The 22,976-nt window shown below is 32.7% G+C and carries 24 protein-coding genes; 12 read left to right on the top strand and 12 right to left on the bottom strand.

From position 1 onward, the window contains the following. Window positions 1-22: 22 nt before the first annotated feature. Window positions 23-766 (top strand): RDD family protein, encoded by a 744-nt coding sequence (locus RH81_RS00925; protein ID WP_033956329.1) that lies wholly within the window; start codon window positions 23-25, stop codon window positions 764-766. Beyond that, complete coding sequence (locus RH81_RS00920) at window positions 766-1,377, top strand: trimeric intracellular cation channel family protein (RefSeq protein ID WP_033956327.1); 612 nt, start codon at window positions 766-768, stop codon at window positions 1,375-1,377. Before RH81_RS00925 ends, RH81_RS00920 begins: the two co-directional genes overlap by 1 nt. Before the next feature lie 14 nt (window positions 1,378-1,391). Here the strand turns inward: RH81_RS00920 and RH81_RS00915 are convergent, their stop codons facing one another. The 3 genes from RH81_RS00915 to RH81_RS00905 all read right to left on the bottom strand — a co-directional run bounded on the left by RH81_RS00915 (window position 1,392) and on the right by RH81_RS00905 (window position 4,818). After that, a complete protein-coding gene (locus tag RH81_RS00915; RefSeq protein ID WP_033956325.1) occupies window positions 1,392-1,757 on the bottom strand; it encodes a hypothetical protein in 366 nt (121 codons plus the stop codon). A 127-nt stretch (window positions 1,758-1,884) separates the two neighbouring features. After that, window positions 1,885-4,047 carry a M3 family metallopeptidase gene (locus RH81_RS00910; RefSeq protein WP_033956323.1) on the bottom strand — a complete coding sequence of 721 codons (2,163 nt, stop codon included), beginning with the start codon at window positions 4,045-4,047 and terminating at the stop codon, window positions 1,885-1,887. 96 nt (window positions 4,048-4,143) lie between these two features. Next, window positions 4,144-4,818 carry a peptidylprolyl isomerase gene (locus RH81_RS00905; RefSeq protein ID WP_241478941.1) on the bottom strand — a complete coding sequence of 225 codons (675 nt, stop codon included), beginning with the start codon at window positions 4,816-4,818 and terminating at the stop codon, window positions 4,144-4,146. 48 nt (window positions 4,819-4,866) lie between these two features. Here RH81_RS00905 and RH81_RS00900 point away from each other — a divergent pair, with 48 nt between their 5' ends. After that, entirely contained in the window at window positions 4,867-5,508 is a 642-nt protein-coding gene (locus RH81_RS00900; RefSeq protein ID WP_033956320.1) for an NUDIX hydrolase, read from the top strand. A gap of 47 nt (window positions 5,509-5,555) precedes the next feature. Then, window positions 5,556-6,356 (top strand): lysophospholipid acyltransferase family protein, encoded by an 801-nt coding sequence (locus RH81_RS00895; protein ID WP_033956318.1) that lies wholly within the window; start codon window positions 5,556-5,558, stop codon window positions 6,354-6,356. Here the strand turns inward: RH81_RS00895 and RH81_RS16960 are convergent, their stop codons facing one another. The 3 genes from RH81_RS16960 to RH81_RS00880 all read right to left on the bottom strand — a co-directional run bounded on the left by RH81_RS16960 (window position 6,357) and on the right by RH81_RS00880 (window position 7,964). Continuing rightward, on the bottom strand, window positions 6,357-6,590 hold the full coding sequence (locus RH81_RS16960; RefSeq protein ID WP_033956316.1) for a hypothetical protein: 234 nt from the start codon (window positions 6,588-6,590) through the stop codon (window positions 6,357-6,359). Window positions 6,591-6,820: 230 nt separating this feature from the next. Further along, window positions 6,821-7,465 carry a hypothetical protein gene (locus tag RH81_RS00885; protein WP_033956314.1) on the bottom strand — a complete coding sequence of 215 codons (645 nt, stop codon included), beginning with the start codon at window positions 7,463-7,465 and terminating at the stop codon, window positions 6,821-6,823. A 4-nt stretch (window positions 7,466-7,469) separates the two neighbouring features. After that, a complete protein-coding gene (locus RH81_RS00880) occupies window positions 7,470-7,964 on the bottom strand; it encodes an RNA polymerase sigma factor (RefSeq protein WP_033956312.1) in 495 nt (164 codons plus the stop codon). 132 nt (window positions 7,965-8,096) lie between these two features. On the opposite strand from RH81_RS00880, the gene RH81_RS00875 reads away from it, so the two are divergent. Beyond that, on the top strand, window positions 8,097-9,368 hold the full coding sequence (locus tag RH81_RS00875; RefSeq protein ID WP_033956309.1) for an NAD(P)/FAD-dependent oxidoreductase: 1,272 nt from the start codon (window positions 8,097-8,099) through the stop codon (window positions 9,366-9,368). Window positions 9,369-9,437: 69 nt separating this feature from the next. Here the strand turns inward: RH81_RS00875 and RH81_RS00870 are convergent, their stop codons facing one another. Then, complete coding sequence (locus RH81_RS00870) at window positions 9,438-10,118, bottom strand: lysoplasmalogenase (protein WP_033956306.1); 681 nt, start codon at window positions 10,116-10,118, stop codon at window positions 9,438-9,440. Window positions 10,119-10,255: 137 nt separating this feature from the next. Here RH81_RS00870 and RH81_RS00865 point away from each other — a divergent pair, with 137 nt between their 5' ends. Continuing rightward, complete coding sequence (locus tag RH81_RS00865) at window positions 10,256-12,409, top strand: TonB-dependent receptor (protein ID WP_033956303.1); 2,154 nt, start codon at window positions 10,256-10,258, stop codon at window positions 12,407-12,409. Between the two features lie 90 nt (window positions 12,410-12,499). Beyond that, window positions 12,500-13,234, top strand: a complete 735-nt coding sequence (locus RH81_RS00860; RefSeq protein WP_033956300.1) for an energy transducer TonB — start codon at window positions 12,500-12,502, stop codon at window positions 13,232-13,234. A 111-nt stretch (window positions 13,235-13,345) separates the two neighbouring features. On the opposite strand, the gene RH81_RS00855 is transcribed toward RH81_RS00860, so the two are convergent. Next, window positions 13,346-13,900, bottom strand: a complete 555-nt coding sequence (locus RH81_RS00855; protein ID WP_033956297.1) for a thioredoxin family protein — start codon at window positions 13,898-13,900, stop codon at window positions 13,346-13,348. 20 nt (window positions 13,901-13,920) lie between these two features. Between RH81_RS00855 and RH81_RS00850 the strand changes: the two genes are divergently transcribed. Next, window positions 13,921-14,256 carry a tRNA-binding protein gene (locus RH81_RS00850; RefSeq protein ID WP_033956294.1) on the top strand — a complete coding sequence of 112 codons (336 nt, stop codon included), beginning with the start codon at window positions 13,921-13,923 and terminating at the stop codon, window positions 14,254-14,256. 3 nt (window positions 14,257-14,259) lie between these two features. Here RH81_RS00850 and RH81_RS00845 read toward each other — a convergent pair whose 3' ends face one another. From RH81_RS00845 to RH81_RS00835, 3 genes are all read right to left on the bottom strand, one after another. Then, the gene (locus tag RH81_RS00845) at window positions 14,260-16,764 is read right to left on the bottom strand and encodes a M14 family metallopeptidase (RefSeq protein ID WP_033956292.1); all 2,505 of its coding nucleotides are present in this window, start codon (window positions 16,762-16,764) and stop codon (window positions 14,260-14,262) included. Between the two features lie 91 nt (window positions 16,765-16,855). Next, on the bottom strand, window positions 16,856-17,266 hold the full coding sequence (locus RH81_RS00840; RefSeq protein WP_033956291.1) for a PUR family DNA/RNA-binding protein: 411 nt from the start codon (window positions 17,264-17,266) through the stop codon (window positions 16,856-16,858). 72 nt (window positions 17,267-17,338) lie between these two features. Next, window positions 17,339-19,093, bottom strand: coding sequence for an ABC transporter ATP-binding protein (locus tag RH81_RS00835; protein WP_033956290.1), 1,755 nt, complete (start codon window positions 19,091-19,093; stop codon window positions 17,339-17,341). A gap of 132 nt (window positions 19,094-19,225) precedes the next feature. Between RH81_RS00835 and RH81_RS00830 the strand changes: the two genes are divergently transcribed. From RH81_RS00830 to yajC, 4 genes are all read left to right on the top strand, one after another. Further along, a complete protein-coding gene (locus RH81_RS00830; RefSeq protein ID WP_033956289.1) occupies window positions 19,226-20,329 on the top strand; it encodes a Glu/Leu/Phe/Val family dehydrogenase in 1,104 nt (367 codons plus the stop codon). Window positions 20,330-20,425: 96 nt separating this feature from the next. After that, entirely contained in the window at window positions 20,426-21,370 is a 945-nt protein-coding gene (gene nusB / locus RH81_RS00825) for a transcription antitermination factor NusB (RefSeq protein ID WP_173424361.1), read from the top strand. A 138-nt stretch (window positions 21,371-21,508) separates the two neighbouring features. Further along, a complete protein-coding gene (locus RH81_RS00820; protein WP_033956286.1) occupies window positions 21,509-22,009 on the top strand; it encodes a DUF1573 domain-containing protein in 501 nt (166 codons plus the stop codon). Between the two features lie 13 nt (window positions 22,010-22,022). Further along, window positions 22,023-22,304 carry a preprotein translocase subunit YajC gene (gene yajC / locus RH81_RS00815; protein ID WP_152604758.1) on the top strand — a complete coding sequence of 94 codons (282 nt, stop codon included), beginning with the start codon at window positions 22,023-22,025 and terminating at the stop codon, window positions 22,302-22,304. Window positions 22,305-22,375: 71 nt separating this feature from the next. Here the strand turns inward: yajC and RH81_RS00810 are convergent, their stop codons facing one another. Continuing rightward, on the bottom strand, window positions 22,376-22,975 hold the full coding sequence (locus tag RH81_RS00810; RefSeq protein WP_033956284.1) for a YdeI/OmpD-associated family protein: 600 nt from the start codon (window positions 22,973-22,975) through the stop codon (window positions 22,376-22,378). Window position 22,976 lies beyond the last annotated feature (1 nt).

Raw genomic sequence — 22,976 nt, 5'->3', positions numbered from 1 at the left:
TGCATTCAAATTAAAGCAATTAATGGTAGAGTTACAAATAAATACTACACAAAACGTTAATATAAATTTCATCGCAGCAAGCGTTGGAGAACGCATTTTGGCATATATAATTGATTTGATAATTAAAATTGCATATGCAATAGTTACCTATCAAATTGTATTTAATTTATTTGAAATTGATGATATGATTATTGATATGGACCAATGGTCTCAAGTCGCAATTTATGTGTCCTTCTACCTACCTGTTGTTTTTTATTCCTTGATTTTTGAAACCTTTCTTGACGGACAAACCATAGGGAAACGGATAATGAAAATTAAAGTGGTGAAGATAGATGGATATCAAGCTGCTTTAGCCGATTATTTGGTGCGTTGGTTTTTTAGAATTGTAGATTTAAATATGATGTCTGGTGTTGTTGCTTTAATTGCAATTGTAACTAGTAAAAAAAGTCAGCGATTAGGTGATATGACAGCAGGAACTTCGGTCATTACTTTAAAGAATAATGTCAATATCAGTCATACCATTCTTGAAGAATTAGCAGATGATTATGTGCCAACATATCCTACAGTTATTAATCTTTCAGACAACGATGCTCGTATAATCAAAGAAACCTATGTTAGAGCTAAGGCTGCAAGAGACTATGACACACTTATTAAACTCAGAACGAAAATTATTGAAGTTATAGAGCTTAAAAACTATAAAGGAAATGATATTCAATTTATAGATACAATTCTCAAAGATTATAACTACTATACACAAGGGATGTAATGTTTTTTCAAATTTTAGATATTTTAGGAACCTTAGCTTTTGCTATTTCTGGTGTACTCGTTGCACTTAATAAGAAAATGGACCCATTTGGTGTGCTCATTATTGCTTTTGTTACAGCAGTAGGAGGAGGCTCATTACGAGATATTTTAATAGGAATCCAGCCTGTTTCTTGGATGACAAATATGACTTATGTGTATGTGATTTTTGGTGCTACTGTATTTGCTGTCCTATTAAAAAATAAGTTGAACTATTTACGTAAGTCACTATTTCTATTTGATACTATAGGAATTGGTCTGTATACTGTTGTTGGTATTGAAACGGGAGTTGTTGCTGATTTGCATCCTATTATTTGTATTTCATTAGGAACCATAACGGCATGTTTTGGTGGTGTAATAAGAGATATATTATGTAATGAAATTCCCGTAATTTTTAGAAAAGAAATTTATGCCACTGCTTGTATTTTAGGTGGCTTAACCTATTTCATACTCCGTGAATTTATGGCAGATACTCACCTTGTATTTGTAATTGCAGGAACGATTGTAATTGTGATTCGCTTACTAGCTGTAAAATTTAAAATTAGTTTACCTAGTTTGTATAAAGATAAAACTTGAATAACTTCAAACAATCAGGAATGTGTTCGTTTCGTTGGTAATACTGCATATTTATAAATCATGATTACGGAAACTAGCATGGTTGTTAAGAAATAACCCAAGCCTACAAATAATAATGTTTTAGCTTCAGAATTGAAACTTGGAAACTCACTAAACTCTGAAATCAGTGCCAATAACATATACAAACAAGTTAAAATTAAAAGAAGAGGTATTGCGATTCCAACGACTTTATTTTTAAATATCATTTGTAAAACTAAAGCGGTTATTAATCCAATAGCAATATAATTAACTACTAGTCCCGCAGACATCCAATAAAAAAGAACTGCTGCAACTAAAAGGTATTCGGGAAGACTTAGAATGATTTTTTTATAAGATTTCATTTTCTATGATGGTTTAATAACTAGAAAACGTAATCAAGGTTTCAAAATTGCATCCTTGATTTTAATAAAAATTCCCGTTACCTAAGGTTTAAATTAGATAACGGGAATCTTTGTATATGTATTCTATTTACTTTGTTGTTGGTACAGGAAATCCTCTATCTCTCATTAATGCTTCAATCTTAGCATCACGACCTCTAAATAGGCGATAAGCTTCAGCTGGGTCCATAGCGTTTCTAGGAGCAAACAAATACTTAACTAATTTCGATGCTACGTCTTCATCGTAGAATCCTCCTGGAGCTTCTTTAAATGCTTCAGAAGCATCACTTGTAAGCACGTCTGCCCACATATAACCATAATATGCAGTTGCATAACCTTCACCTGAAAATACATGTCCAAAATGAGGCGTTCTATGACGCATTGGTAATTCTTTAGGCATATTAAGTTCTGCTAAAGCTTCACGTTCAAACTTGTCAATATCAATATCTTTTGGATCTGCCATATGTAATTTCATATCCATTAATGCAGATGCTAAATATTCAGTAGTTCCAAAACCTTGGTTAAATGTTGATGCCTTTTTGATTTTTGCAACTAACGATGCAGGAATAGGTTCACCAGTTTTATTATGAACTAAAAACTGATTAATAACTTCATCTGTAGATAACCAACGCTCTAATAATTGCGATTGGAATTCAGTGTAATCTCTTACCCCTCCATTAAGAGTTGGATATTTCACATTACTAGAATAGAAGTGAAGTGCATGTCCAAACTCATGGAAAAAAGTAGTCGCATCATCCCATGAAACTAGTACAGCTTCACCAGGTGCAGGTTTAACAAAGTTTGAATTATTAGAAGCCAATACATTAGTTTCTCCTTCGAAAGATGTATAACTTCTATACGTTGTTGCCCAAGCTCCAGAACGTTTTCCTTCTCTAGCATAAGGATCTAAATACCATAAGCCAATATGCTTTCCTGAAGTTTGATCAGTTACTTCCCAAACTTTTACATCTTCATGAAATACAGGAACTTTACCTTCCTCAACTGGTGTGAATTTATAGTTGAATAATCGGCCAGCTGTGTAAAATAAAGCTTGAGTTAATTTATCTAATTGTAAATACTGCTTTACTTCATCACTATCTAAATCGTATTTTTTCTTACGTACTTTTTCAGCATAAAATCTGTAATCCCAAGGTTCGATAGTAATATTATCACCATTTTCATTTGCAACAGTTTGCATATCTGCAACTTCTTCAGCAACACGACCAATAGCAGCAGGCCAAACAGCATTCATTAAAGCCATAGCGTTTTCTGGTGTTTTTGCCATACGATCTTGTAAACGCCATTGTGCGTAATTATCATATCCTAAAAGTTCAACACGTTCTCTACGGAGTTTAAGTATTTGAGCAATAAGTTTGTTGTTATCATATTCATCACCATTATCTCCACGAGAATAATAGTTAGTCCATACTTGCTTACGTAATTCACGCTCTGTAGAATACGTTAAAAAAGGATCCATTGAAGAACGAGTGTTTGTAATTGCATATTTACCATCTTGTCCTTTATCAGACGCTATTTTAGCAGCCGACTTCACAAATCCGTCAGCAAGACCACTTAATTGATCTTTTGTTAAAAAAGTAACATAGTTTTCTTCATCATGTAAAACGTGATCAGAAAAATCATTATATAAGCTAGATAATTCTTTATTAATAGCTGCATAACGCTCTTTTTTGGTAGCATCTAAGTTTGCACCATTCATTTCGAAACTCTTGTAAGTTAAATCTACAACGCGTTGAGCCTCTGATTCTAAAGGTGTTTTTTGAGACGCATCATAAACGGTTTTAACTCGTTGGAATAACTTTGAATTCTGAGATATTTTTGAAGAAAAATCAGATAATTTCGGAGCTAACTCACCTTGAATTTTTCTAAATTCTGGAGATGACATATTACTACTTAATATACCATAGTAATTAAACACATCATTTAAAGTTTTGCCTGAAGCTTCCATTGCAACAATAGTGTTTTCAAAAGTTGCAGGTTCAGTACTATTAGCAATAACCTCAATTTCGGCAAGATTTAATTCCATACCTTTTTCTACAGCATCTTTAATGTCCGCTACATTCATTTTGTCAAATGCAGGAACACCTTCATAAGGACCTGTCCATTCTTGCAACAAAACATTGTCACTCATAGTTGTTGTTTCTTCTTTGTCCTCGGTTTGTTTTTCGTCTTTTTTGCAACTAGCAAAAAGTACAATGCTGCATAAGAGTGCAGCTTTAATTGATTTTGAAATCATTGTGTTAGTTAAATTAGTTTTAGAGTGGCTCAATATATTGAAAAATATGTAAAGTTTATGTTGATTTTTTGTTAAAACAATAACAATTGTAATGAATTACTCTAGGATTTCAACACGTCTGATATAAACATTTTGTAATGGCCAATCTCCATCATCAGTGTCTACATTGGCAATTTTGTCGGCTACGTCTAGTCCGCTTATCACTTTTCCGAAAATGGTATAGTCGCCATCTAGCTGATATACATCTCTTAAGGTGATAAAAAATTCGTAAGGTGATGCTAATTTATGGGGATTATCAATTTCGCTACTTGGCATAGAAATGACACCTCTATCATGTTTGAAACCACGTTTTGTATCTGTAGGCAATAAATATTTGCCGATGACTTTTCGTTTTTGCATGACATCTCTATCGTCTGTACTACCACCTTGTACGATGTAATTTTCGATAACACGATAGAATTGCGTATCATTAAAATACCCTTGTTTGGTTAAATAGATGAAATTTGCACGATGGAATTTAGTTTCGTTAAATAACAAAATGTCAATATTTCCATAGTCTGTAACAAGTCGGACTTTATTCTCTTTATGTAATGTATCATACTGAAGAAAAAACTCCATGGCATTTTTTTCGGTCAGAAGAGGATATCTTCGTTCTGGAGTTTCTGGTAATGGGTCTTTTGATTTGGTAGGTTTAATTTTTTGAGAAACAACTATTGAATCTAAAACTGTTGTATTTGTTTTCTTACGAGATTGCTTATCTTCACAATTCATTAAACAAACACATACCAGTATAAAAAATAGTCTCGTCATAATTATAAGATGGATTTCAATATATTTTTAAAATCAGTACCAAAAATAAAAAATCTAGAGCTTCCGGGAGAAGCTTCTCAGATTAAAATGTCGCCTCCATATCGTTTAGATCTTATGGAGCACAACAGAGCATTGATGAAAACAGCTAAACAAGCTGCGGTTTTAGCTATGTTTTATCCCAATAGGCATAATGAAACACATTTGATATTGATTTTAAGAAAAACATATAAAGGAGTGCATTCTGCTCAAGTAGGATTTCCTGGTGGCAAACCGGAAGAGGATGATTCAGATTTGCAAATTACGGCTTTAAGAGAAACTTACGAAGAAGTCGGAGTTCCAATGGATACCGTTAATGTATTAAAGAGAATGACACCAATGTATATTCCGCCAAGTAATTTTACGGTTCATCCATTTTTTGGTGTCACTCAAAACACACCAAATTTTATCAAACAAGACGATGAGGTAGAAGACCTAATTGAAGTTCCTCTTAATCATTTTTTAGACGAAACAACTGTGATTCAAACCTCTGTGCCTAATTCTTCTAAAGTAAACGTTGAGGTTCCAGCATTTAAACTTAATGGTCATATAGTTTGGGGAGCAACCGCAATGATGCTAAGTGAAGTAAAAGACTTGTTAAAAAGAGTGTTGTAGCTAGTAGATTTTGTAAGTTTGTTTTTCCGCTTAACAACTAACATTTAATGGGATTATTTAAAAGAAACCCTTTTGGGCATATACTTTTTTTGAAAAAATGGCTAATTCGAATCTTAGGTGTATTAACACACCGTAGATTTAGAGGCTTTAATGAACTTAATATTGAAGGTACAGATATTTTAAAAAACTTACCAGAGACAAATGTTCTTTTTATTTCAAATCACCAAACCTATTTTGCAGATGTATTTGCAATGTTTCATGTGTTTAATGCAAGTCTTAGCGGACGATTAGATAGTATTAAAAATGTTGGATATCTATGGAATCCTAAATTGAATTTGTACTATGTTGCAGCTAAAGAAACCATGAAATCAGGGTTGCTACCTAAAATATTTGCGTATACAGGTTCTATTAGTATTGAACGTACTTGGCGTTCTCAAGGACAAAATGTGAATAGACAAGTGAAAATGAGCGACATTACTAGTATAAAAACAGCATTAGATGATGGTTGGGTTATCACTTTTCCGCAAGGAACAACAACTCCGTTTAAACCTATTCGTAAGGGAACAGCACATATTATAAAACAATATAAGCCTATTGTAGTTCCAATCGTTATAGATGGTTTTAGACGTTCATTCGATAAAAAAGGACTTCGTGTTAAAAAGAAAAATGTGTATCAATCTTTTGAAGTGAAAGAGCCTTTAAAAATCGATTACGAAAACGAAAGTATAGCTGATATTGTTGAGAAAATCGAGTATGCTATTGAGCAACATCCTTCGTTTTTAAAAGTGATTCCACAGGAAGATCTTATGGAAAAAGAACGATTGAATAGAGAGCTTAGGGACTGGTAATTAGTCGTTGCTTTTTAAGTTATTATCTTCAGAGTTATTTGTTTTTACCTTGGTTCTTGATACAGAATCAAAGACGAAAATCAATCCAATAAATAAGAAAAATTTAGACCAGTCAAAGACTAAGGAAAAAATGATGAATATCATGCCCATCATAAATGTAGAATTCTCAGTATTCTTAGAGTCATCTTTAATAATAGGGAAATTGAATTCTAAAATCTTTTCGTCAATAAGCACATCATTATGGAATAATTGAGCTGTAATGTATCCCGAAGAAAACAGTTGTTTTGATGTTATATAAAACGTTTCATTTTTACCAACGACCTCAAGATTGAATTTATGTTTCCTTTTTGGTAAGGATAATTTTTTTGAAACTTGAATGTCATTAACTTTTACAGTCTCAATTCCTAACTAATTTACATGGTAACTTATGGCGTTTTTATCAATATTGAAGGTAACAACGGCCATTATTCAACTTCAAGTTTTTTTAATTCGTAGTAATTTCTATTTAATCGTTTTAATAGAATTCCATAGATAAGCCAATAAAATAATAATAAGACACTTATAGCTATTGCCAACCCGATAATGGTTACTATGGCTATTCCTGCGTAGTATTTAAATAATTCGCCATTGGCTTGGGCAGTTTCAAGAAGAGCTCTAGAACTTTCGTCTTGCTTAATGGCGTAAGGCATCATATAAGCTACACCTACAACCAATACAAAAAGGTTAAAAAATACATATTGTTTTACGGTACGTCTTGTTTTTAAGATGTTTTCCATAAGTGTTTTTGCACTGTCTGTTGTGTTTATAGTTTTGTAGTTTGTATAAAACCTGTAGAAGAAGTAGGCTAAAATCGCATAAGAGAAAATGGATATGGCAATAAAACCAAAATTTTGTTCCATACCATCTAATTCTAAATTAAATCCTGAAGCTTTTAAGCCAAAGGAAATAAATAGCCAAAACACAAATTCTAGCATACTTATTATAAATATCCATTTGACAATAGAAGACGATTTACTAAGTATCATATTATAAATTTCATTATATGATAGTTTAGGATATACTTTGTCTTCCTTTTTCCAGTCTTTTTTTAATAATTCTAATTCATCCATAGTTTTACGGATTTAATATTGTTCTTAATTTTTTCTTAACCCTGTTCATTTTTACACGAGCATTAACTTCAGTAATACCTAGTGTTTCGCTAATTTCACTATAATTTTTATCTTCGAGATATAAAAACACCAATGCTTTTTCAATGTCATTAAGTTGATGCACGCCTTTATACAATTGTTTTAATTGCTGTTCTTCAGTATCGTCGTAAGGCTCAGATTTTATTTTAAATTGAACACTTTCAAACTCCTGAGTTTTTATGCTCCGTTTAGACTTTCGGTAGAGTGTTATTGCAGTATTTAAACCAACACGATACATCCAAGTACTAAACTTTGCATCACCTCGAAACTTAGGATAAGCTTTCCATAACTGTATAGTTATCTCTTGAAACAAATCATTATGCGCGTCTTGATTATTGGTGTATAATCTGCAGACTTTATGCACAATGTTTTGATGTTTTTCGAGTAATTCAACAAAACTATGTTCTAGTGCTTTATCCAAATTTTTATCGGTTAGTTACCTATAAGTAGTTATACTTTTTAAAATGTTACAATATGTGCTAAGTAATATTTCAAAAATAAGATTTTAGATTGCCGAAACAGTATCTTTGTAAGGATTGTTTTAATAAAAATCATGAATATTCCAAAATCAACTTTACCTCGAGTTGTTATAGTAGGAGGCGGATTTGCAGGCGTTAAACTTGTAAAAACTTTGGCAAATAAAAGTGTTCAGGTCGTATTAATCGACAAACACAATTATCACACCTTTCAACCACTATTATACCAAGTTTCTAGCTCAGGATTAGAACCAGATTCAATTGCTTATCCGTTGCGAAAAATAATTAAGAAACATAAAACAACGTTTTTCAGGTTGGCAGAAGTAGAACAAATTCAACCAGAAAATAATTTGATAAAAACCTCGATAGGTGATCTTGAGTTTGATTATTTGGTAATTGCCACTGGTACAAAAACAAATTTTTTCGGAAACAATGCAATAGAAACGCATAGTATGCCAATGAAAAGTGTTCCTCAAGCACTTGATATCAGAAGCCTTATTCTACAAAATTTTGAAAAGGCAGCTATAGCAGATACAAAACAAGAACGAGAAGCTTTTTTAAACTTTGTAATTGTTGGAGGTGGACCAACGGGAGTTGAGCTTGCAGGAGCAATAGCAGAGCTTAAGAATAATATTCTTCCAAGAGATTATAGAGATTTAAACACTCAAGATATGCAGATTCATTTGCTTGAAGGTGCTCAGCGAGTATTGCCTCCAATGAGTGAACATGCTTCTAAAAAGGCTGAGAAATTTTTGGTCGAATTAGGAGTTAATGTGCATTGCAATACGTTTGTTAAGAATTATGATGGGAAACAAGTTTTAACCAACACAGATCTTGAATTTCAATCAGAAACCTTAATTTGGGCGGCTGGTGTTACAGGAGCTCCAGTTCACGGTTTAAAAGCTGAAACTTTAATAGAAAGAAGCAATCGATATAAAGTAAACAGGTTTAATCAAGTCGAAGGCTATGATTCTATTTTTGCTTTAGGAGATATAGCATTGATGACTACCGATGACTATCCTAATGGTCATCCACAAGTCGCTCAACCAGCAATTCAGCAAGGTAAACTGTTAGGTAAAAACATAACGAGGCTTATCAATAAAAAATCAATGCAGCCCTTTTCTTATAAGGACAAAGGCTCAATGGCTACCATTGGAAGAAATAAGGCAGTGGTCGATTTAAAGCACTACAAATTCGGAGGCTTTTTTGCTTGGTTTATATGGATGTTTATCCATTTAATGTCTTTAGTAGGTTTTAGAAATCGAGCTATTGTGTTTTTTAATTGGACCTATAACTATATCAACTTCGATAAAGCTGCACGTTTAATTATAAGACCATTTAAAAAGTAATTTTCGCGTTCCATTTGGGTCAGGCTGTACACTGTATCTTTTGTTACCAAAAGGATGCCGTTTCCATCCTTAACGCATTTGCTTGTTATGTTTTAAAATTCCAATAACAATACAATATTGAGCTAAGGCATAAGTCAACATTATACTAATTGAGCTTAAAGGAAGCGGTTGGTAGAACTTATCTAAGGCTAGAATGCTATCAGATAGCATAAATAAAATAGCACCTATAAAAACCCAATTGTAACTTATGGTATTGTTGAGCTTTTGTCTAAGATAGGCAGAAGTAGACATGCTCAATATAACTATCATATAAACTACTACAGGGATTAATAAATCACCCAGTCCATCATTTAAAACATAAAATAAGAGTGCAGCATACCCAAGCATCAAGATTATGAAGCCCAAAGGGTTTTTATTTTTATTTCTTTGTTTTAAAAACACGAGTACGTACATAACATGTGCTAGTAAAAAAGAGGCCAAACCTATTATGAAATAATTAGGGTTAATGGCATCAAATAATAGAGCTACATCACCAATTAACGAAAACACTAGAGCAAGAACCATTAGTGTTTTTATAGTTTTATTTATTAGCTGGTTTTGAGTAAAGAAAAATATTAGTAACGATAATACAATTAAAGGCTTTGTGAAATAATGTATCGTTTCTAAATCGGCAAAGTTCCCACATATCAATTCGATAATGACAATAATGGCATAGATACCGCTAAATTTTTGTTCAACCTTTGAGAGCATCAATTCTTCCTTTTTTGTAAAAATATGCAATTCATCATTCAATATTAACAATTCGGTTAATTAGAATTTCAGAAATCTTCTAAATACGTCAAGTTTGTACCATCAATTAAAAACGAACAATTAAACACAACCACAACATGAAACTATTAACATTCATTTTAGCAGCCTTAATCACGACGCTATCATTAGCACAAACAACCATTAGCGGAAAAGTAACCGATAATAAAAATCAACCCATCATTGGAGCTAATGTGTATTTAGATGGAACCTATGATGGCGCAACAACTAACGATGAAGGAAATTTTTCATTTGAAACTTCAGAAACAAACACACAAGTATTAATCATTTCGTATTTATCTTATGAAACAAAAACGATTGCAGGAGATGTTTCAACACTAAAGAATCTTCAAGTTAAACTAAGAGAAGATGTTAATGCCTTAGATACTGTTGTAATCTCAGCAGGAACATTTGAAGCTAATGACAATAGTAAGGTTTCTGTTTTAAAACCTTTAGACGTGGTAACCACAGCTAGCGCAATTGGCGATTTTGTAGGTGCACTACAAACCTTGCCAGGCACATCTACCGTTGCTGAAGATGGGCGATTATTTGTTAGAGGTGGAGATGCAGATGAAACTCAAATTTTTATTGATGGTATTCGTGTGTTTACACCATACTCACCAACTGCCAACAATATTCCAACTCGTGGTCGTTATTCTCCATTCTTGTTTGATGGGATTACCTTTTCAACAGGAGGTTATTCTGCCGAATTTGGAAACGCACTTTCAAGTGTTCTTTTATTAAGCACTATTGATGAACCAGACCAAGAAAAAACAGATATTGGTATTATGACTGTAGGTGGAAGTTTAGGACATACTGAAAAATGGGAAAAAACGTCTTTAAGTGTAAGCGCTTCATATATAAATCTTGCACCTTATATTGCCTTGTTTCCGGATAGAAACGATTGGAAAGAACCTTATGAAGGAGCTCAAGGGGAAGCTGTATTTCGTCAGAAGTTTGACACAGGAATGCTTAAATTTTATGCAGCTTTTGATACTTCTAACTTTGATTTAATACAAGAAGATATTAACGACCCAAATGGTGTGCGTTTTAGTTTAAAGAACCGAAACTTCTATACGAACGCATCATATCAAGGAATCTTAGGAAATAATTGGTCTATACAATCCGGATTGAGTTATACCATTGCTAGAACAGATGTTGGTATTAATGAGAATCTTAATGTTGATGATAGTGAGAATTCTGCTCATGCAAAGGTTAAGCTTAAAAAACGTTTTAGTAGCAGGTTTAAACTTAGTTTTGGACTGGAACATTTTACCACAGATTTTGATGAATCAGTCAAGTCTGATGATTTTAAGGAAAGCTATGGATTCACAAATAATAATTCTGCGATTTTTGTAGAGTCTGATATCATCTTTAATAAAGATTTTGCTTTAAAAGTAGGAGTAAGGGCAGACAACTATGAGCTTTCAAACGAATTTAATATCGCTCCAAGAGCTTCGGTAGCCTACAAAACATCAAAAAACGGACAATTATCACTTGCGTATGGTGATTTTTATCAAAATGCTAATAATGGAATATTAAAGTTTAATTCGCAAGTAGAGACACAAAACACAAAGCATTACATTATGAATTATCAATATGTAAACGATGGACGCCTATTTAGAGCTGAGCTATATCGTAAAGATTATGATAATCTTGTAAAATTTGATACAGAACTTTCAGGATTTAGTACTGAATTTGATAATTCAGGTTCTGGATATGCTCAAGGGCTCGATATCTTCTGGAGAGATAATAAGAGTATTAAAAATACTGATTATTGGATTAGCTACTCATATTTAGATACAGAGCGTGATTACAAAAATTATCCAACTCAAGCACAACCTAGTTTTGCTAACACACATAATTTTTCAGCAGTAGCAAAGTACTGGATTGATGATTGGAAAAGCCAAGTTGGTTTTGCCTATACTTTTGCATCTGGCAGACCTTATACAGATCCGAATACAAATAAGTTTCTAGGAGAGAAAACAAAAAACTTTAATAGTGTGAGTTTAAATTGGGCCTATTTAATCAGTCCGCAGAAGATTATTTATGCATCTGTAAACAATGTTTTAGCCTTTAAAAATATAAATGGTTACCAATATGCAAATACGCCAGATGTTAATGGAAATTTTGCAAGACGTTCATTGCAACCTGCAGCAGATCAGTTTTTCTTTATTGGATTTTTCTGGACGATAAGTGAAGATGGAAAAGACAATCAATTAGATAATTTGTAACATCAATTTTGGAAGATGCTGGCAACATGATATTTGTCATATTTTTTCTGGGTTTCTTGCAGTAACTTCATAGTATAAAATTTAAGAGTTATGCAAGTTAAAAAGAACCCAGAGGTAGAAGTAGGCAGAAATAGCAGTCTCTATTTTGCTGTCGGCTTGAATTTGATGTTATTGATCACGTATATGATGTTTGAACATAAAACGTACGAGAGCGATATTACTGCAAGAGATATTGTGCAAGTAGACGATATGATTGAGGCAGATATTCCAATTGTAAATTTAGATGTACCACCACCTCCACCACCTCCACCACCAGCTTTAGTGCCAGATGATATTAAAGTTGTTGAAGATCAGGTTGAGATTGAGGAAACCATTATTGAGAGTTCTGAGATTGGACAAAATGACGCTATAGAAGAATATGTTGCTGATGTAGAAGATGTAGATGTAGAAGAGGTAGATGAAGATATTGAAGTGCCATTTGCTGTTATAGAAAATGTTCCAGTATTTCCTGGTTGCGAAGGTGGCACTAGACAACAACAAATAGATTGTTTTCAGGCTAAAATGATGGAACACGTTAATAAAAACTTTAATTATCCAGAAAGAGCACTTGAATTAGAAATGCATGGTAAAGTATATGTACTGTTCGTAATTGATAAGACAGGAAGAGTAACAAAAATTAGAAGTAGAGGTCCCGATAAACTTTTAGAAAAAGAAGCTGAACGAATTATAAGTCTATTGCCTAAAATGACACCTGGTAAACAACGTGGAAGAGCAGTTAATATGCCATATAGTATTCCTATTCACTTTAAGTTTAGACAACAATAAGACATAAAAATATTAACAAGAATAATTAATCTAATCACACTGCTAAATAAGATAAATCCTATCAATTTAATTTGATAGGATTTATTTTTCATATAAGTTTGAGATGTTCTTTTATTTCCATTTGATATTGCAACCAATACTTGGTTTTTGATTTGAAACCTGTGATTGTTTATTAAGCATGGCATCAATTGCAAAACGTAAGTCTTCGCCTGTAACTGGTATTCCATTTCCTGGCCTTGAGCTATCTAATTGTCCACGATACACGAGCTCTAATTCTTTATCAAAGACATAAAAATCGGGAGTACAAGCTGCATCATAGTCTTTGGCTACATCTTGTGTTTCATCATGTAAATACGGAAATATAAAATCTTGTTCCTTAGCATTTTCCTTCATTTTATCAGGCGCGTCTTCAGGATAATTATCTACGTCATTACTTGAGATTGCTATGCAATTAATACCTTTAGATATATAGTCTTTAGCTAATTTCGATAATTCGACATTGACATGTTTTACAAAAGGGCAGTGATTACAGATGAACATAATCATAGTGCCATTAATTCCTTTTGACTCACCTAATGAAACCATCGAATTATTAATAGTATTGATGAGGTTGAATCCTGGAGCTGTCGTTCCTAAGGGTAACATATTTGATGGTGTAAGTGCCATATTTTTTATACTTTTAGATTATGGATAATATAATAACTTTCGAAGACTTCACAAAAGTTGATTTACGTATTGGAACTATTATTGACGTCAATGATTTTCCCGAAGCTCGCAATCCAGCGTATCAACTAACGATTGATTTTGGAACACTTGGAATAAAAAAGACGTCTGCTCAAATCACTACGCTTTATAATAAAGAAGAATTACTCAACCGACAAATTGTTGCTGTGATTAACTTTCCTAAAAAACAAATTGCAAAATTCATGAGCGAATGCTTAGTGCTTGGAGCAGTTAATGGCAAAGATGTGATACTTTTAAATCCTGAACATCGTGTTGAAAACGGTAGTGTAGTATCTTAATCACTACAGTTCTTTTCTGAAAAAGATGGCATTCATCAATAATTTATTTGTGCCATACCAGAATGCTCTAAAATTCGTATTATCTGTAAATGCTATTATTTTTCCAGATTTATACTTAATTGTTTTAAATGGAACTGTAAGCGCTAAACTATCTGAATTTTGTTTTGAAATATAACCGCTCAATAGTGGATTTTTGGTGTATTGAATTGGGTTATTATAACTTTGTTTGTCTGAAGTTAGGAACAATGTATTGTTTCTGAATAACGCAATTTTATCATTTTTATAACCAAAATTTATTGGATGAGATCGGTCTTGTTTTGCTTCAAAAATAGCACCTCCAATAACTTGAGCACCTCTAAAATCTCCGCGTTCTTCATATGAAATGTTTTCAGCAATTAGCTCTGTCTTTTTGAATTCTAATTTCATTAGTTCATTACTGTTTAGCCATTTCAGAGCATTTCTGTAAGCTATTAATGTGCCTCCATTTTCAACCCATTTTTTCAAGTTCTCTGTTGCAGATTTGTCAATTGAACCACTTGGAACTATAATGGTATTGTATCGACTTAAATCATTCCGTTTTAAGTTTCTAGTATCTAATTTGGTGATTCGCATATCATAACGTTGATCAAATACATGCCAAATTTCACCAGCATCATAACTTCTAATACCTTCACCAACGATCATGGCTACTTTTGGTTGAGATAAGGCTCTAAACTGACTACTTCCTAAGTCTATACCTTTAGTTAAACCAGTTGCGACTGCATCTATTTGTAGGTGGCTATCTTTGGCTACCTTTTGTAAAAATTTATACAGTTCTTCCGCAGATTTATTCTGATTTTGAACTGGAATTAAGATGGTTCCATAGTCATAGGTTTTACCGTTAGTTGTAAATTGATTCTTTCCAACTTTTGCTCTTAATCCACTACCAAGAATGGTGTTTAATGCTTTTGGAGCATAATACTCGTGCCATTCCATAAGATAAGCATAGTTGCTTTTTGCTGATACAGACCCAGTTTTCATTTGTAAGTCTTCAACTTTTGTTCCTGCATTAGTAGTAGATATGTTTTCAGCATAATCTAAACCGAAAGCTAAAGGAAATGTCCAAGCTGATACATCATAAAACAGACTATCTTGAAACGTTGTGCGTTTTTCAAACATGGCGTCAATGAGTCTTTTGTTTTTTTGATTTTTTGGAACGATATAACTATGTCCTTTTTTGAATTGTTTTCCGTTTGCTTTAAAATCATTTTTTATATCATGAAACTCAATGTTATGACGCTTCAGAATTTCTGCTAAATGAAACGTTTTTGCAGCGTCCTTTTCATCTCCAAAAACAATTGCCTTTCCATTTTCTTTGCTTGCCTCTGTTCTTGCATTTTTATAAAAATCATGTTGGTATTGCAAAATAGTTTTACGCATGTTGTTACCTGCTTCTAAAGTAGATAATGCAGCTGTAAACTGATTACGAATCGTAAATGGAAAGGTTAGTATTCCATTAACACTTTCTTGCATATGACCTCTAGAACTACCTTGTTCAAATAAAATCCCTATTCCACCATTAATATCTGGAAACGTAGATCCTTTCCCATAATAAAAGTCATCAAAATTTTCTTCAGTATAGTATAAAGAACCTATTTTATCTAATGCTTTTGCATGATAATTTCCTATAGATTTTGTGAGTTCTTGATTTAGTTTTGGTGTTAAAGGGTGTGTTCTTGAGGGAATACCTGGTTGGAAAAAGAAAGTAGAATTTGTTCCCATTTCATGATGATCGGTTAAAATATTAGGCAACCATTTATGAAAGCTTTTAATGCGTACTCTAGATTCTGGTAATTGCACAGGCAACCAATCTCTGTTCATATCAAACCAATAGTGATTTGTGCGTCCTCCAGGCCAAACTTCATCATATTCGCGATCGTTTGGGTCAGGATTTAAATTTTTACTTTTATTAGTGTTGGCCCAATACGCAAAACGTTGCAGGCCATCTGGATTATAAGAAGGATCAAATAAAACAACCGTATTGTCTAATAAGTCTTTAACATCGTCACTCTCTGCTGCAGCTAAATAATAAGCAACAAGCAGTGCAGCATTTGAACCACTAGCTTCGTTACCATGAATGGAAAAGCCTTGATAAACTACTAATGGCATATTTTCAACATCAACGGTATTACTTTCAGTTGAGGCAATATGTGTCGTTCTTATGTTTTCAATATTAGAATGGTTCTTTGGAGATGTTATGGTTAATAGAAGTAGTGGTCTGTCTTCAAAAGTAACACCTCTGTTTTCAATATTAATTCGATCTGAAGCCTTCGACAAAACTTGCATGTATTGCACTAACTTATCATGTGTAACATGCCATTCTCCTACCTGATGACCTATAACAGACTCAGGCGTTGGTATTTCAGAATTGTAAGTTGTGTTTTGAGGAAGGTAATAGGATAAATCTGTAGTTGTTTGTGCATGTAATGAAAAACAACTTAATGCGAGAACGAATAGAATAAATCTCATAAAATAGGTAATTGATGTTATAAGCGTATAAAAATAAAAAAAACCGCTACGAGAAAGTAACGGTTTAAGTGTGTTTTAACAAAAGAGTAGACTATATGTCTTCAAAATTGATATCTGTAAACTTATCTGCAGAATCAGAGTTAGAATCATCCATAGATTCTCCGCCTTCAGCTGCATCATCACTAGATGAGTTATAATCTTCTTTTTTGAAATCTTTTTGATGTCTTTCACTTATAACTTCATCACCTTTTTCTGAAATGATATAATCTGTCATCTCTTTTAGGATCTCATTAAATTCATTAAAATCTTCTTTGTAGAGATAGATTTTGTGTTTTTTATAATGGAAAGATCCATCATCATTTGTGAATTTTTTACTTTCTGTAATTGTTAGGTAGTAATCGCCAGCTTTGGTTGATCTTACATCAAAGAAGTAAGTTCGTCTTCCTGCTCTTAATACTTTTGAGAAAATTTCTTCTTTCTCCATCATTCCGTGATCACTCATAGCTAATTTTTAATTTTTTGAGTTGTTAGTGCTTCAAAAATCTAAAAAAAAAGTATAGTAAGCAACAAATAATTATAATTCTTTTGAGCTAAGCTGTTTTAAATAGAGCTCTTTGTAGTAGCCATCAACATTAATTAAGTGTTCGTGTGTTCCGTTCTGAACAACTTTTCCTTCGTCAAGTACAATAATCTTGTCGGCGTGTTTTGCAGAAGAAACACGATGACTAACAATAATAGTGGTTTTTCCATCTGACACTTTTCTAAGGCTACTCAAAATTTTCTCTTCAGTCTCAGTATCAACGGCAGATAAACAGTCGTCAAATAACATGATTTTAGGAGCCTTAATTAAGGCTCTAGCTATTGAAATACGTTGTTTTTGACCGCCAGAAAGTGTAATGCCACGTTCACCTAATTTTGTTTTGTAACCGTTTGTGAATTTCTTAATGTTTTTATGTACATAGGCATTTTTAGCAGCTTCAATAACTTCGGCTTCAGTAGCATCTTCTTTTCCAAACATGATGTTGTTTTCAATGGTATCTGAAAACAAAAAAGCATCTTGTGGCACGTACCCTATACTATCTCTTAAGTTGTTTAAGTTGACTTGACTTATGATTTTTCCATCAATAGTGATGTTACCATCTTGTACATCGTATAGTCTTCCGATAAGATCTAAAATAGTAGACTTCCCAGAGCCTGTCTTGCCTAAAATCGCTAATGTTTCGCCTTTTTTAATTGAAAATGAAATAGCGTTCAAGGCTTTTATGTTAGTATCCGGATAAATAAAGGTGACATTTTTAAAATCTATATTACCATCAATATCCGTTTGCACTGTTGTATTATTTTTAATTTCTGGTTCTTGTTTCAAAAATTCATTAATACGTTTTTGAGATGCCTCAGCTTGTTGTACCAAATTGGTCACCCAACCAACTGTAGCAACTGGCCAAGTTAGCATGTTTACATAAATCAAAAACTCTGCAATTGTACCAATATCCTTAATTTCTCCATTTATATACTGCATTCCTCCTATGTAAGCAACTAGAACATTACTGATCCCAATTAGGAAAATCATTGAAGGAAAAAACAAGGCTTGAACCTTTGTGAGGTCAATTTGTTTTTGCTTGCTTTCTTCTGATAGCGTGTTAAATGCTAAATTGTTTTCGTCCTCAATACCATAAGCTTTAATGATAGAAATACCACTAAATGATTCTTGAGTATAGGTTGATAAATTTGATAAATACTCTTGAACAATCGTACTCCTTTTGTTTATGACTGTACTTAATTTGTATATAATAAAAGATAAAAAAGGTAAGGGCAACATTGTATACAGTGTCAGTTTAGGAGAAACACTAAGCATATAAATTAAAGCTACAATAAATAAAGTAATCATATTAACTGTGTACATAATCGCTGGACCTGTATACATTCTTACTTTAGTGACATCTTCACTAATCCTGTTCATTAAATCTCCAGTTCTATTCGATTTATAAAAATTGAGAGATAAACGTTGGTATTGTTGATACACTTCATTCTTTAAGTCAAACTCGATATAACGAGAGACATTAATAAGAGTTTGACGCATTAAAAATGTGAATAAACCAGCAATGACCGCTGCTCCAATTAAATAAATGATATTGATTGCTAGCTCCTCCTTAAAAACGTCAATGCTAATTTCGTTTTTTAGGGCTTTCGAAATTAAAGTAATAGACTTTCCAATAAGTCTAGGTGTAAATAGCGCAAATATCTTAGCGATAATTGTTATCGCAACTCCTAAAAAAAGACGATATCTGTATTTGTAAAAGTATTTGTTAATGTGTTTTAGTTCCTTCATTGAAAAAATGGAGCGCCAAGTTGTTAACAGATGTATAATTTAACACCTATATTTTTGTTAATACTCTAATATTGATTTATTTTTGCACGCTATTTTGTATATACTGCAAAATGGCTTTCAAATAAAAAACACATGACATCAGAAGTTATTAGTTCTAAAGAACTTCATAAAATAGACCCGGTTTTTGGGCAATTATCCTTTGATAATCACGAGCAAATCGTTTTTTGCAACGACAAAGATACTGGTTTAAAAGCAATAATTGGTATTCATAACACAGTTTTAGGACCTGCACTTGGAGGTACAAGAATGTGGAATTATAACAACGAATGGGAAGCTCTTAACGATGTGTTGAGATTGTCTCGTGGGATGACCTTTAAATCAGCTATCACAGGATTGAATCTTGGAGGAGGTAAAGCCGTTATTATTGGTGATGCGAAAACACAAAAGACGCCTGAACTTATGAAAAAGTTTGGAGAGTTTGTACATTCTTTAAACGGAAGGTATATCACTGCAGAAGATGTTGGTATGACTACTGCCGATATGGATTTGGTACGTGAAGTTACTCCTTATGTTACAGGTATTTCAGAAAGTAAAGGAGGAGCTGGAAATCCATCTCCAATTACAGCTTACGGTGTTTTTATGGGAATGAAAGCAGCTGCGAAATTTAAATTTGGGAGTGATGTCTTAGAAGATAAATCAGTATTTGTTCAAGGTATTGGTCATGTTGGTGAAGCCCTTGTAGAACATTTGGTTAATGAAGGTGCGAATGTAACAATTGCAGATATTAATCAAGAGCGCCTAGAAATTGTGAAATCTAAGTATGATGTTTCCATTTATAATGGTCAAGACATTTATTCTGAAGACATGGATATTTATGCACCTTGTGCATTGGGAGCTACTATTAATGATGATACTATTTTCAAATTAAAAGCACAGGTAATTGCTGGAGCGGCTAATAACCAATTAGCAATTGAAGACAAGCATAGCAATCTATTGCAAGAGAGAGGTATCGTTTATGCTCCAGATTTTTTAATTAATGCTGGAGGAATTATAAACGTATATGCAGAATTGGAAAATTATGATAAGCAAGAGATTGTTCGTAAAACTGAAAACATCTACAATACAACTTTAGAAATCTTAGAAAGAGCAAAAAACAGTCAAGTTACTGCTAATGTTGCGGCTTTAAGTATTGCTAAAGAACGTATTGAAACACGTAAAAGAGAACAAAGGAAATAATTGTTCTAACTCTTAAAATTATAGTATTTTTGCCTCACGTTATTTATAGCGTCAACATCATATAATTACTAAACGTTATTATTTAAAGTTCTTTTCATGTTAAATAGAAGACATATACGTATTAAGGTCATGCAAGCACTCTACGCTTTTAAAGGAAACGAGAGTGAAGATTTAAAAGTAAGTGACAACTTTCTTAATAATAGTTTAAACAGTATGTATGATCTCTATCTGAGCATATTGTCTTTAATTATTGAGGTTCATAAAAAGGCAGAAGATCATCAAAATAAGACTCAGAAAAAGTTTTTGGCGACTCAAGCTGAAAAAAATCCAAATCTGAAATTTCTTAAGAATGAAGTTTTGATGATGCTTAGCGCTAATGAAGCACTAAAAGCAGAATTAGAACATCGTAAACTAAATCCTTGGTATCTTGATTTTGAATACGTAGACATTACATTTAAAGCCATTAATGAGAGTGATCTTTACAAAGAGTACATGTCGACTTCAGTATCTACATTCAAAGAAGATAAAAACTTCATCATTTCCATATTTGAAGATATTATAGCGCCAAACGATAAGCTCTACGATTATTTTGAAGATAAAAAACTGACATGGCTAGATGATATTCCTGTAGTTAATACAAGTATACTTAAGCTTTTCAAGAAGCTTAAGCCATCAACATCAGAAAAACACTTCCTTCCAAAACTCTTTAAGGATGAAGATGACCGAGATTTTGGTGTGGACTTGCTAAAAAAGACTATTTTGAATCAAAGTACTTTCAGTACAGAAATAGCTTCCAAAACTAAGAATTGGGATTCTGAACGAATTACACAAATAGATACTGTCTTAATGCAAATGGCTATCTGTGAATTTCAGAAATTTCCATCCATTCCAGTTAAAGTGACAATTAATGAGTATCTCGAAATTGCCAAAGAATATTCTACTCCAAAAAGTAGTAATTTCATTAACGGTATTTTAGATAAAATTGTTAAAGATTATAAAGCCGAAAATAAATTCAATAAAGTAGGTAGAGGCTTACTATAAATCCTTTAAAAAGCTAGTGTTAAGGTTTGTTTTTTTCATCTAAAAAAATGCTAAAAAATTTTGATTCGATGAAATAATTACTACATTTAACGCCTTGAACAAAAAAACATTTTAAAAAGTTTAATTAAAATTATAGTAATGAAAAAAGTAATATTAGGATTAAGTGCACTTTGTATGGTAGCTTTTACATCTTGTAAAGAAGAGAATGCTACAAGTAAGATTAATTCAGATAATGTAGCAGCAGCTGCAGAAAGAGATGCAGCATCTAGTGAATTTCCAGTAATTTCATTTGTTGAAACTGAGCATGATTTTGGAACTATCGTAAATGGTACTCCAGTTGAAACTAAATTCTCTTATACAAATACAGGTGATTCACCTTTAGTTGTAAGTAATATCAAAAGTACTTGTGGATGTACAGTACCTTCAGATTGGAAAAAAGAGCCTTTGGCTCCAGGTGAAACTGCTGAGTTTACAGTAAAATTCAATGGTAAAGGAAACAACCAAGTAAGCAAAAGTATTACGTTAACAACAAACACTGAAAAAGGTTCAGAAATTGTAAAAATTAAAGCGTTTATTGAGCCAGATCCAAATGCACCAGCTAAAAAAGCAGGTTCAGCAGCAATCAAGTCCGTAAACTAAAACGTTAATACCTATGATGGATTTTCTTCCTTTTGTAGCCATGGCTGCTGTAGTTTATTTCTTTATGATAGCGCCTCAAATGAAGCGTTCTAAACAAGAAAAGAAATTTGCTTCAGAGTTAAAACGTGGTGATAAGGTGATTACTAAAAGTGGATTACACGGAAAAGTTGTTGACTTAAATGATAAAGACAATAGCTGTGTGATTGAAACTATGGCTGGAAAAATTAAGTTTGAACGTTCTGCTATTTCTATGGAAATGAGTATGAAGTTAAATGCTCCAGTGACTACTAAATAACGTTTTCAAATTATAAATAAAAAGCTCCAAAATTTCTTTTGGAGCTTTTTATATTTAATATAGTGTGGTCGCTAGCAATTCTTATACTTATCATGCAATCCGACACCTTTTAAAATCATTGGGATAATCTTGTCTATTCTGGTTTGTTTTGTGGCTTCTCGTTTAGCATCTGCAATATGAGTACAGTATTCTCTTTGTTTTCCTAATGTTAAAGAATTAAAACTGTCGTTTACGTTAGATTGTGTTTTTAGGATCTGATTTAATTCTTCAGGAATAACTAGCGCTTTGGTGTTGCGCTCTGGTTTTATTTCTTTTCCTAGTTTTTGATTTTCGATTGCTTCTTTTACATAAGCCAACACTATGTTTTTATCAATATCATCAATCCGTTCAAAACGCATTTGACGTAAGGCTTTCGTTTTATTCTCTTGGGCATTAACTAATAGATTCTGCTCATCTTTTAGAAATACACCATTAAAAAACCAAATCCCAAAATGATGTTTGAAAGCACCAAGTCCCGCGACATTTTTCCCATTTAAATCATAAACAGGAGTGTTCCATTTAACCGATTCATTTAATTCAGTAGTATTAAAAATGTCTCTCAATAAAACTAAAGCTTCTTCAAAATGGGAGTTGTTTTCAATGTATTCTTCTACTGAATTAGCTTTTTTCATT

The organism is Psychroserpens jangbogonensis, from assembly GCF_000797465.1.
Taxonomy (GTDB): Bacteria; Bacteroidota; Bacteroidia; order Flavobacteriales; family Flavobacteriaceae; genus Psychroserpens; species Psychroserpens jangbogonensis.
Note: the sequence above shows the minus strand (reverse complement) of the source record. Positions and strands in the feature narration are given on the sequence as shown.

Coding starts and splice junctions, on each gene's coding strand:
- RH81_RS00925 (WP_033956329.1), top strand. CDS start 23: ATGGTAGAGTTACAAATAAATACTACACAAAACGTTAATATAAATTTC.
- RH81_RS00920 (WP_033956327.1), top strand. CDS start 766: ATGTTTTTTCAAATTTTAGATATTTTAGGAACCTTAGCTTTTGCTATT.
- RH81_RS00915 (WP_033956325.1), bottom strand. CDS start 1,757: ATGAAATCTTATAAAAAAATCATTCTAAGTCTTCCCGAATACCTTTTA.
- RH81_RS00910 (WP_033956323.1), bottom strand. CDS start 4,047: ATGATTTCAAAATCAATTAAAGCTGCACTCTTATGCAGCATTGTACTT.
- RH81_RS00905 (WP_241478941.1), bottom strand. CDS start 4,818: ATGAATTGTGAAGATAAGCAATCTCGTAAGAAAACAAATACAACAGTT.
- RH81_RS00900 (WP_033956320.1), top strand. CDS start 4,867: ATGGATTTCAATATATTTTTAAAATCAGTACCAAAAATAAAAAATCTA.
- RH81_RS00895 (WP_033956318.1), top strand. CDS start 5,556: ATGGGATTATTTAAAAGAAACCCTTTTGGGCATATACTTTTTTTGAAA.
- RH81_RS00885 (WP_033956314.1), bottom strand. CDS start 7,465: ATGGATGAATTAGAATTATTAAAAAAAGACTGGAAAAAGGAAGACAAA.
- RH81_RS00875 (WP_033956309.1), top strand. CDS start 8,097: ATGAATATTCCAAAATCAACTTTACCTCGAGTTGTTATAGTAGGAGGC.
- RH81_RS00870 (WP_033956306.1), bottom strand. CDS start 10,118: ATGCTCTCAAAGGTTGAACAAAAATTTAGCGGTATCTATGCCATTATT.
- RH81_RS00865 (WP_033956303.1), top strand. CDS start 10,256: ATGAAACTATTAACATTCATTTTAGCAGCCTTAATCACGACGCTATCA.
- RH81_RS00860 (WP_033956300.1), top strand. CDS start 12,500: ATGCAAGTTAAAAAGAACCCAGAGGTAGAAGTAGGCAGAAATAGCAGT.
- RH81_RS00855 (WP_033956297.1), bottom strand. CDS start 13,900: ATGGCACTTACACCATCAAATATGTTACCCTTAGGAACGACAGCTCCA.
- RH81_RS00850 (WP_033956294.1), top strand. CDS start 13,921: ATGGATAATATAATAACTTTCGAAGACTTCACAAAAGTTGATTTACGT.
- RH81_RS00845 (WP_033956292.1), bottom strand. CDS start 16,764: ATGAGATTTATTCTATTCGTTCTCGCATTAAGTTGTTTTTCATTACAT.
- RH81_RS00840 (WP_033956291.1), bottom strand. CDS start 17,266: ATGAGTGATCACGGAATGATGGAGAAAGAAGAAATTTTCTCAAAAGTA.
- RH81_RS00835 (WP_033956290.1), bottom strand. CDS start 19,093: ATGAAGGAACTAAAACACATTAACAAATACTTTTACAAATACAGATAT.
- RH81_RS00830 (WP_033956289.1), top strand. CDS start 19,226: ATGACATCAGAAGTTATTAGTTCTAAAGAACTTCATAAAATAGACCCG.
- nusB (WP_173424361.1), top strand. CDS start 20,426: ATGTTAAATAGAAGACATATACGTATTAAGGTCATGCAAGCACTCTAC.
- RH81_RS00820 (WP_033956286.1), top strand. CDS start 21,509: ATGAAAAAAGTAATATTAGGATTAAGTGCACTTTGTATGGTAGCTTTT.
- yajC (WP_152604758.1), top strand. CDS start 22,023: ATGATGGATTTTCTTCCTTTTGTAGCCATGGCTGCTGTAGTTTATTTC.
- RH81_RS00810 (WP_033956284.1), bottom strand. CDS start 22,975: ATGAAAAAAGCTAATTCAGTAGAAGAATACATTGAAAACAACTCCCAT.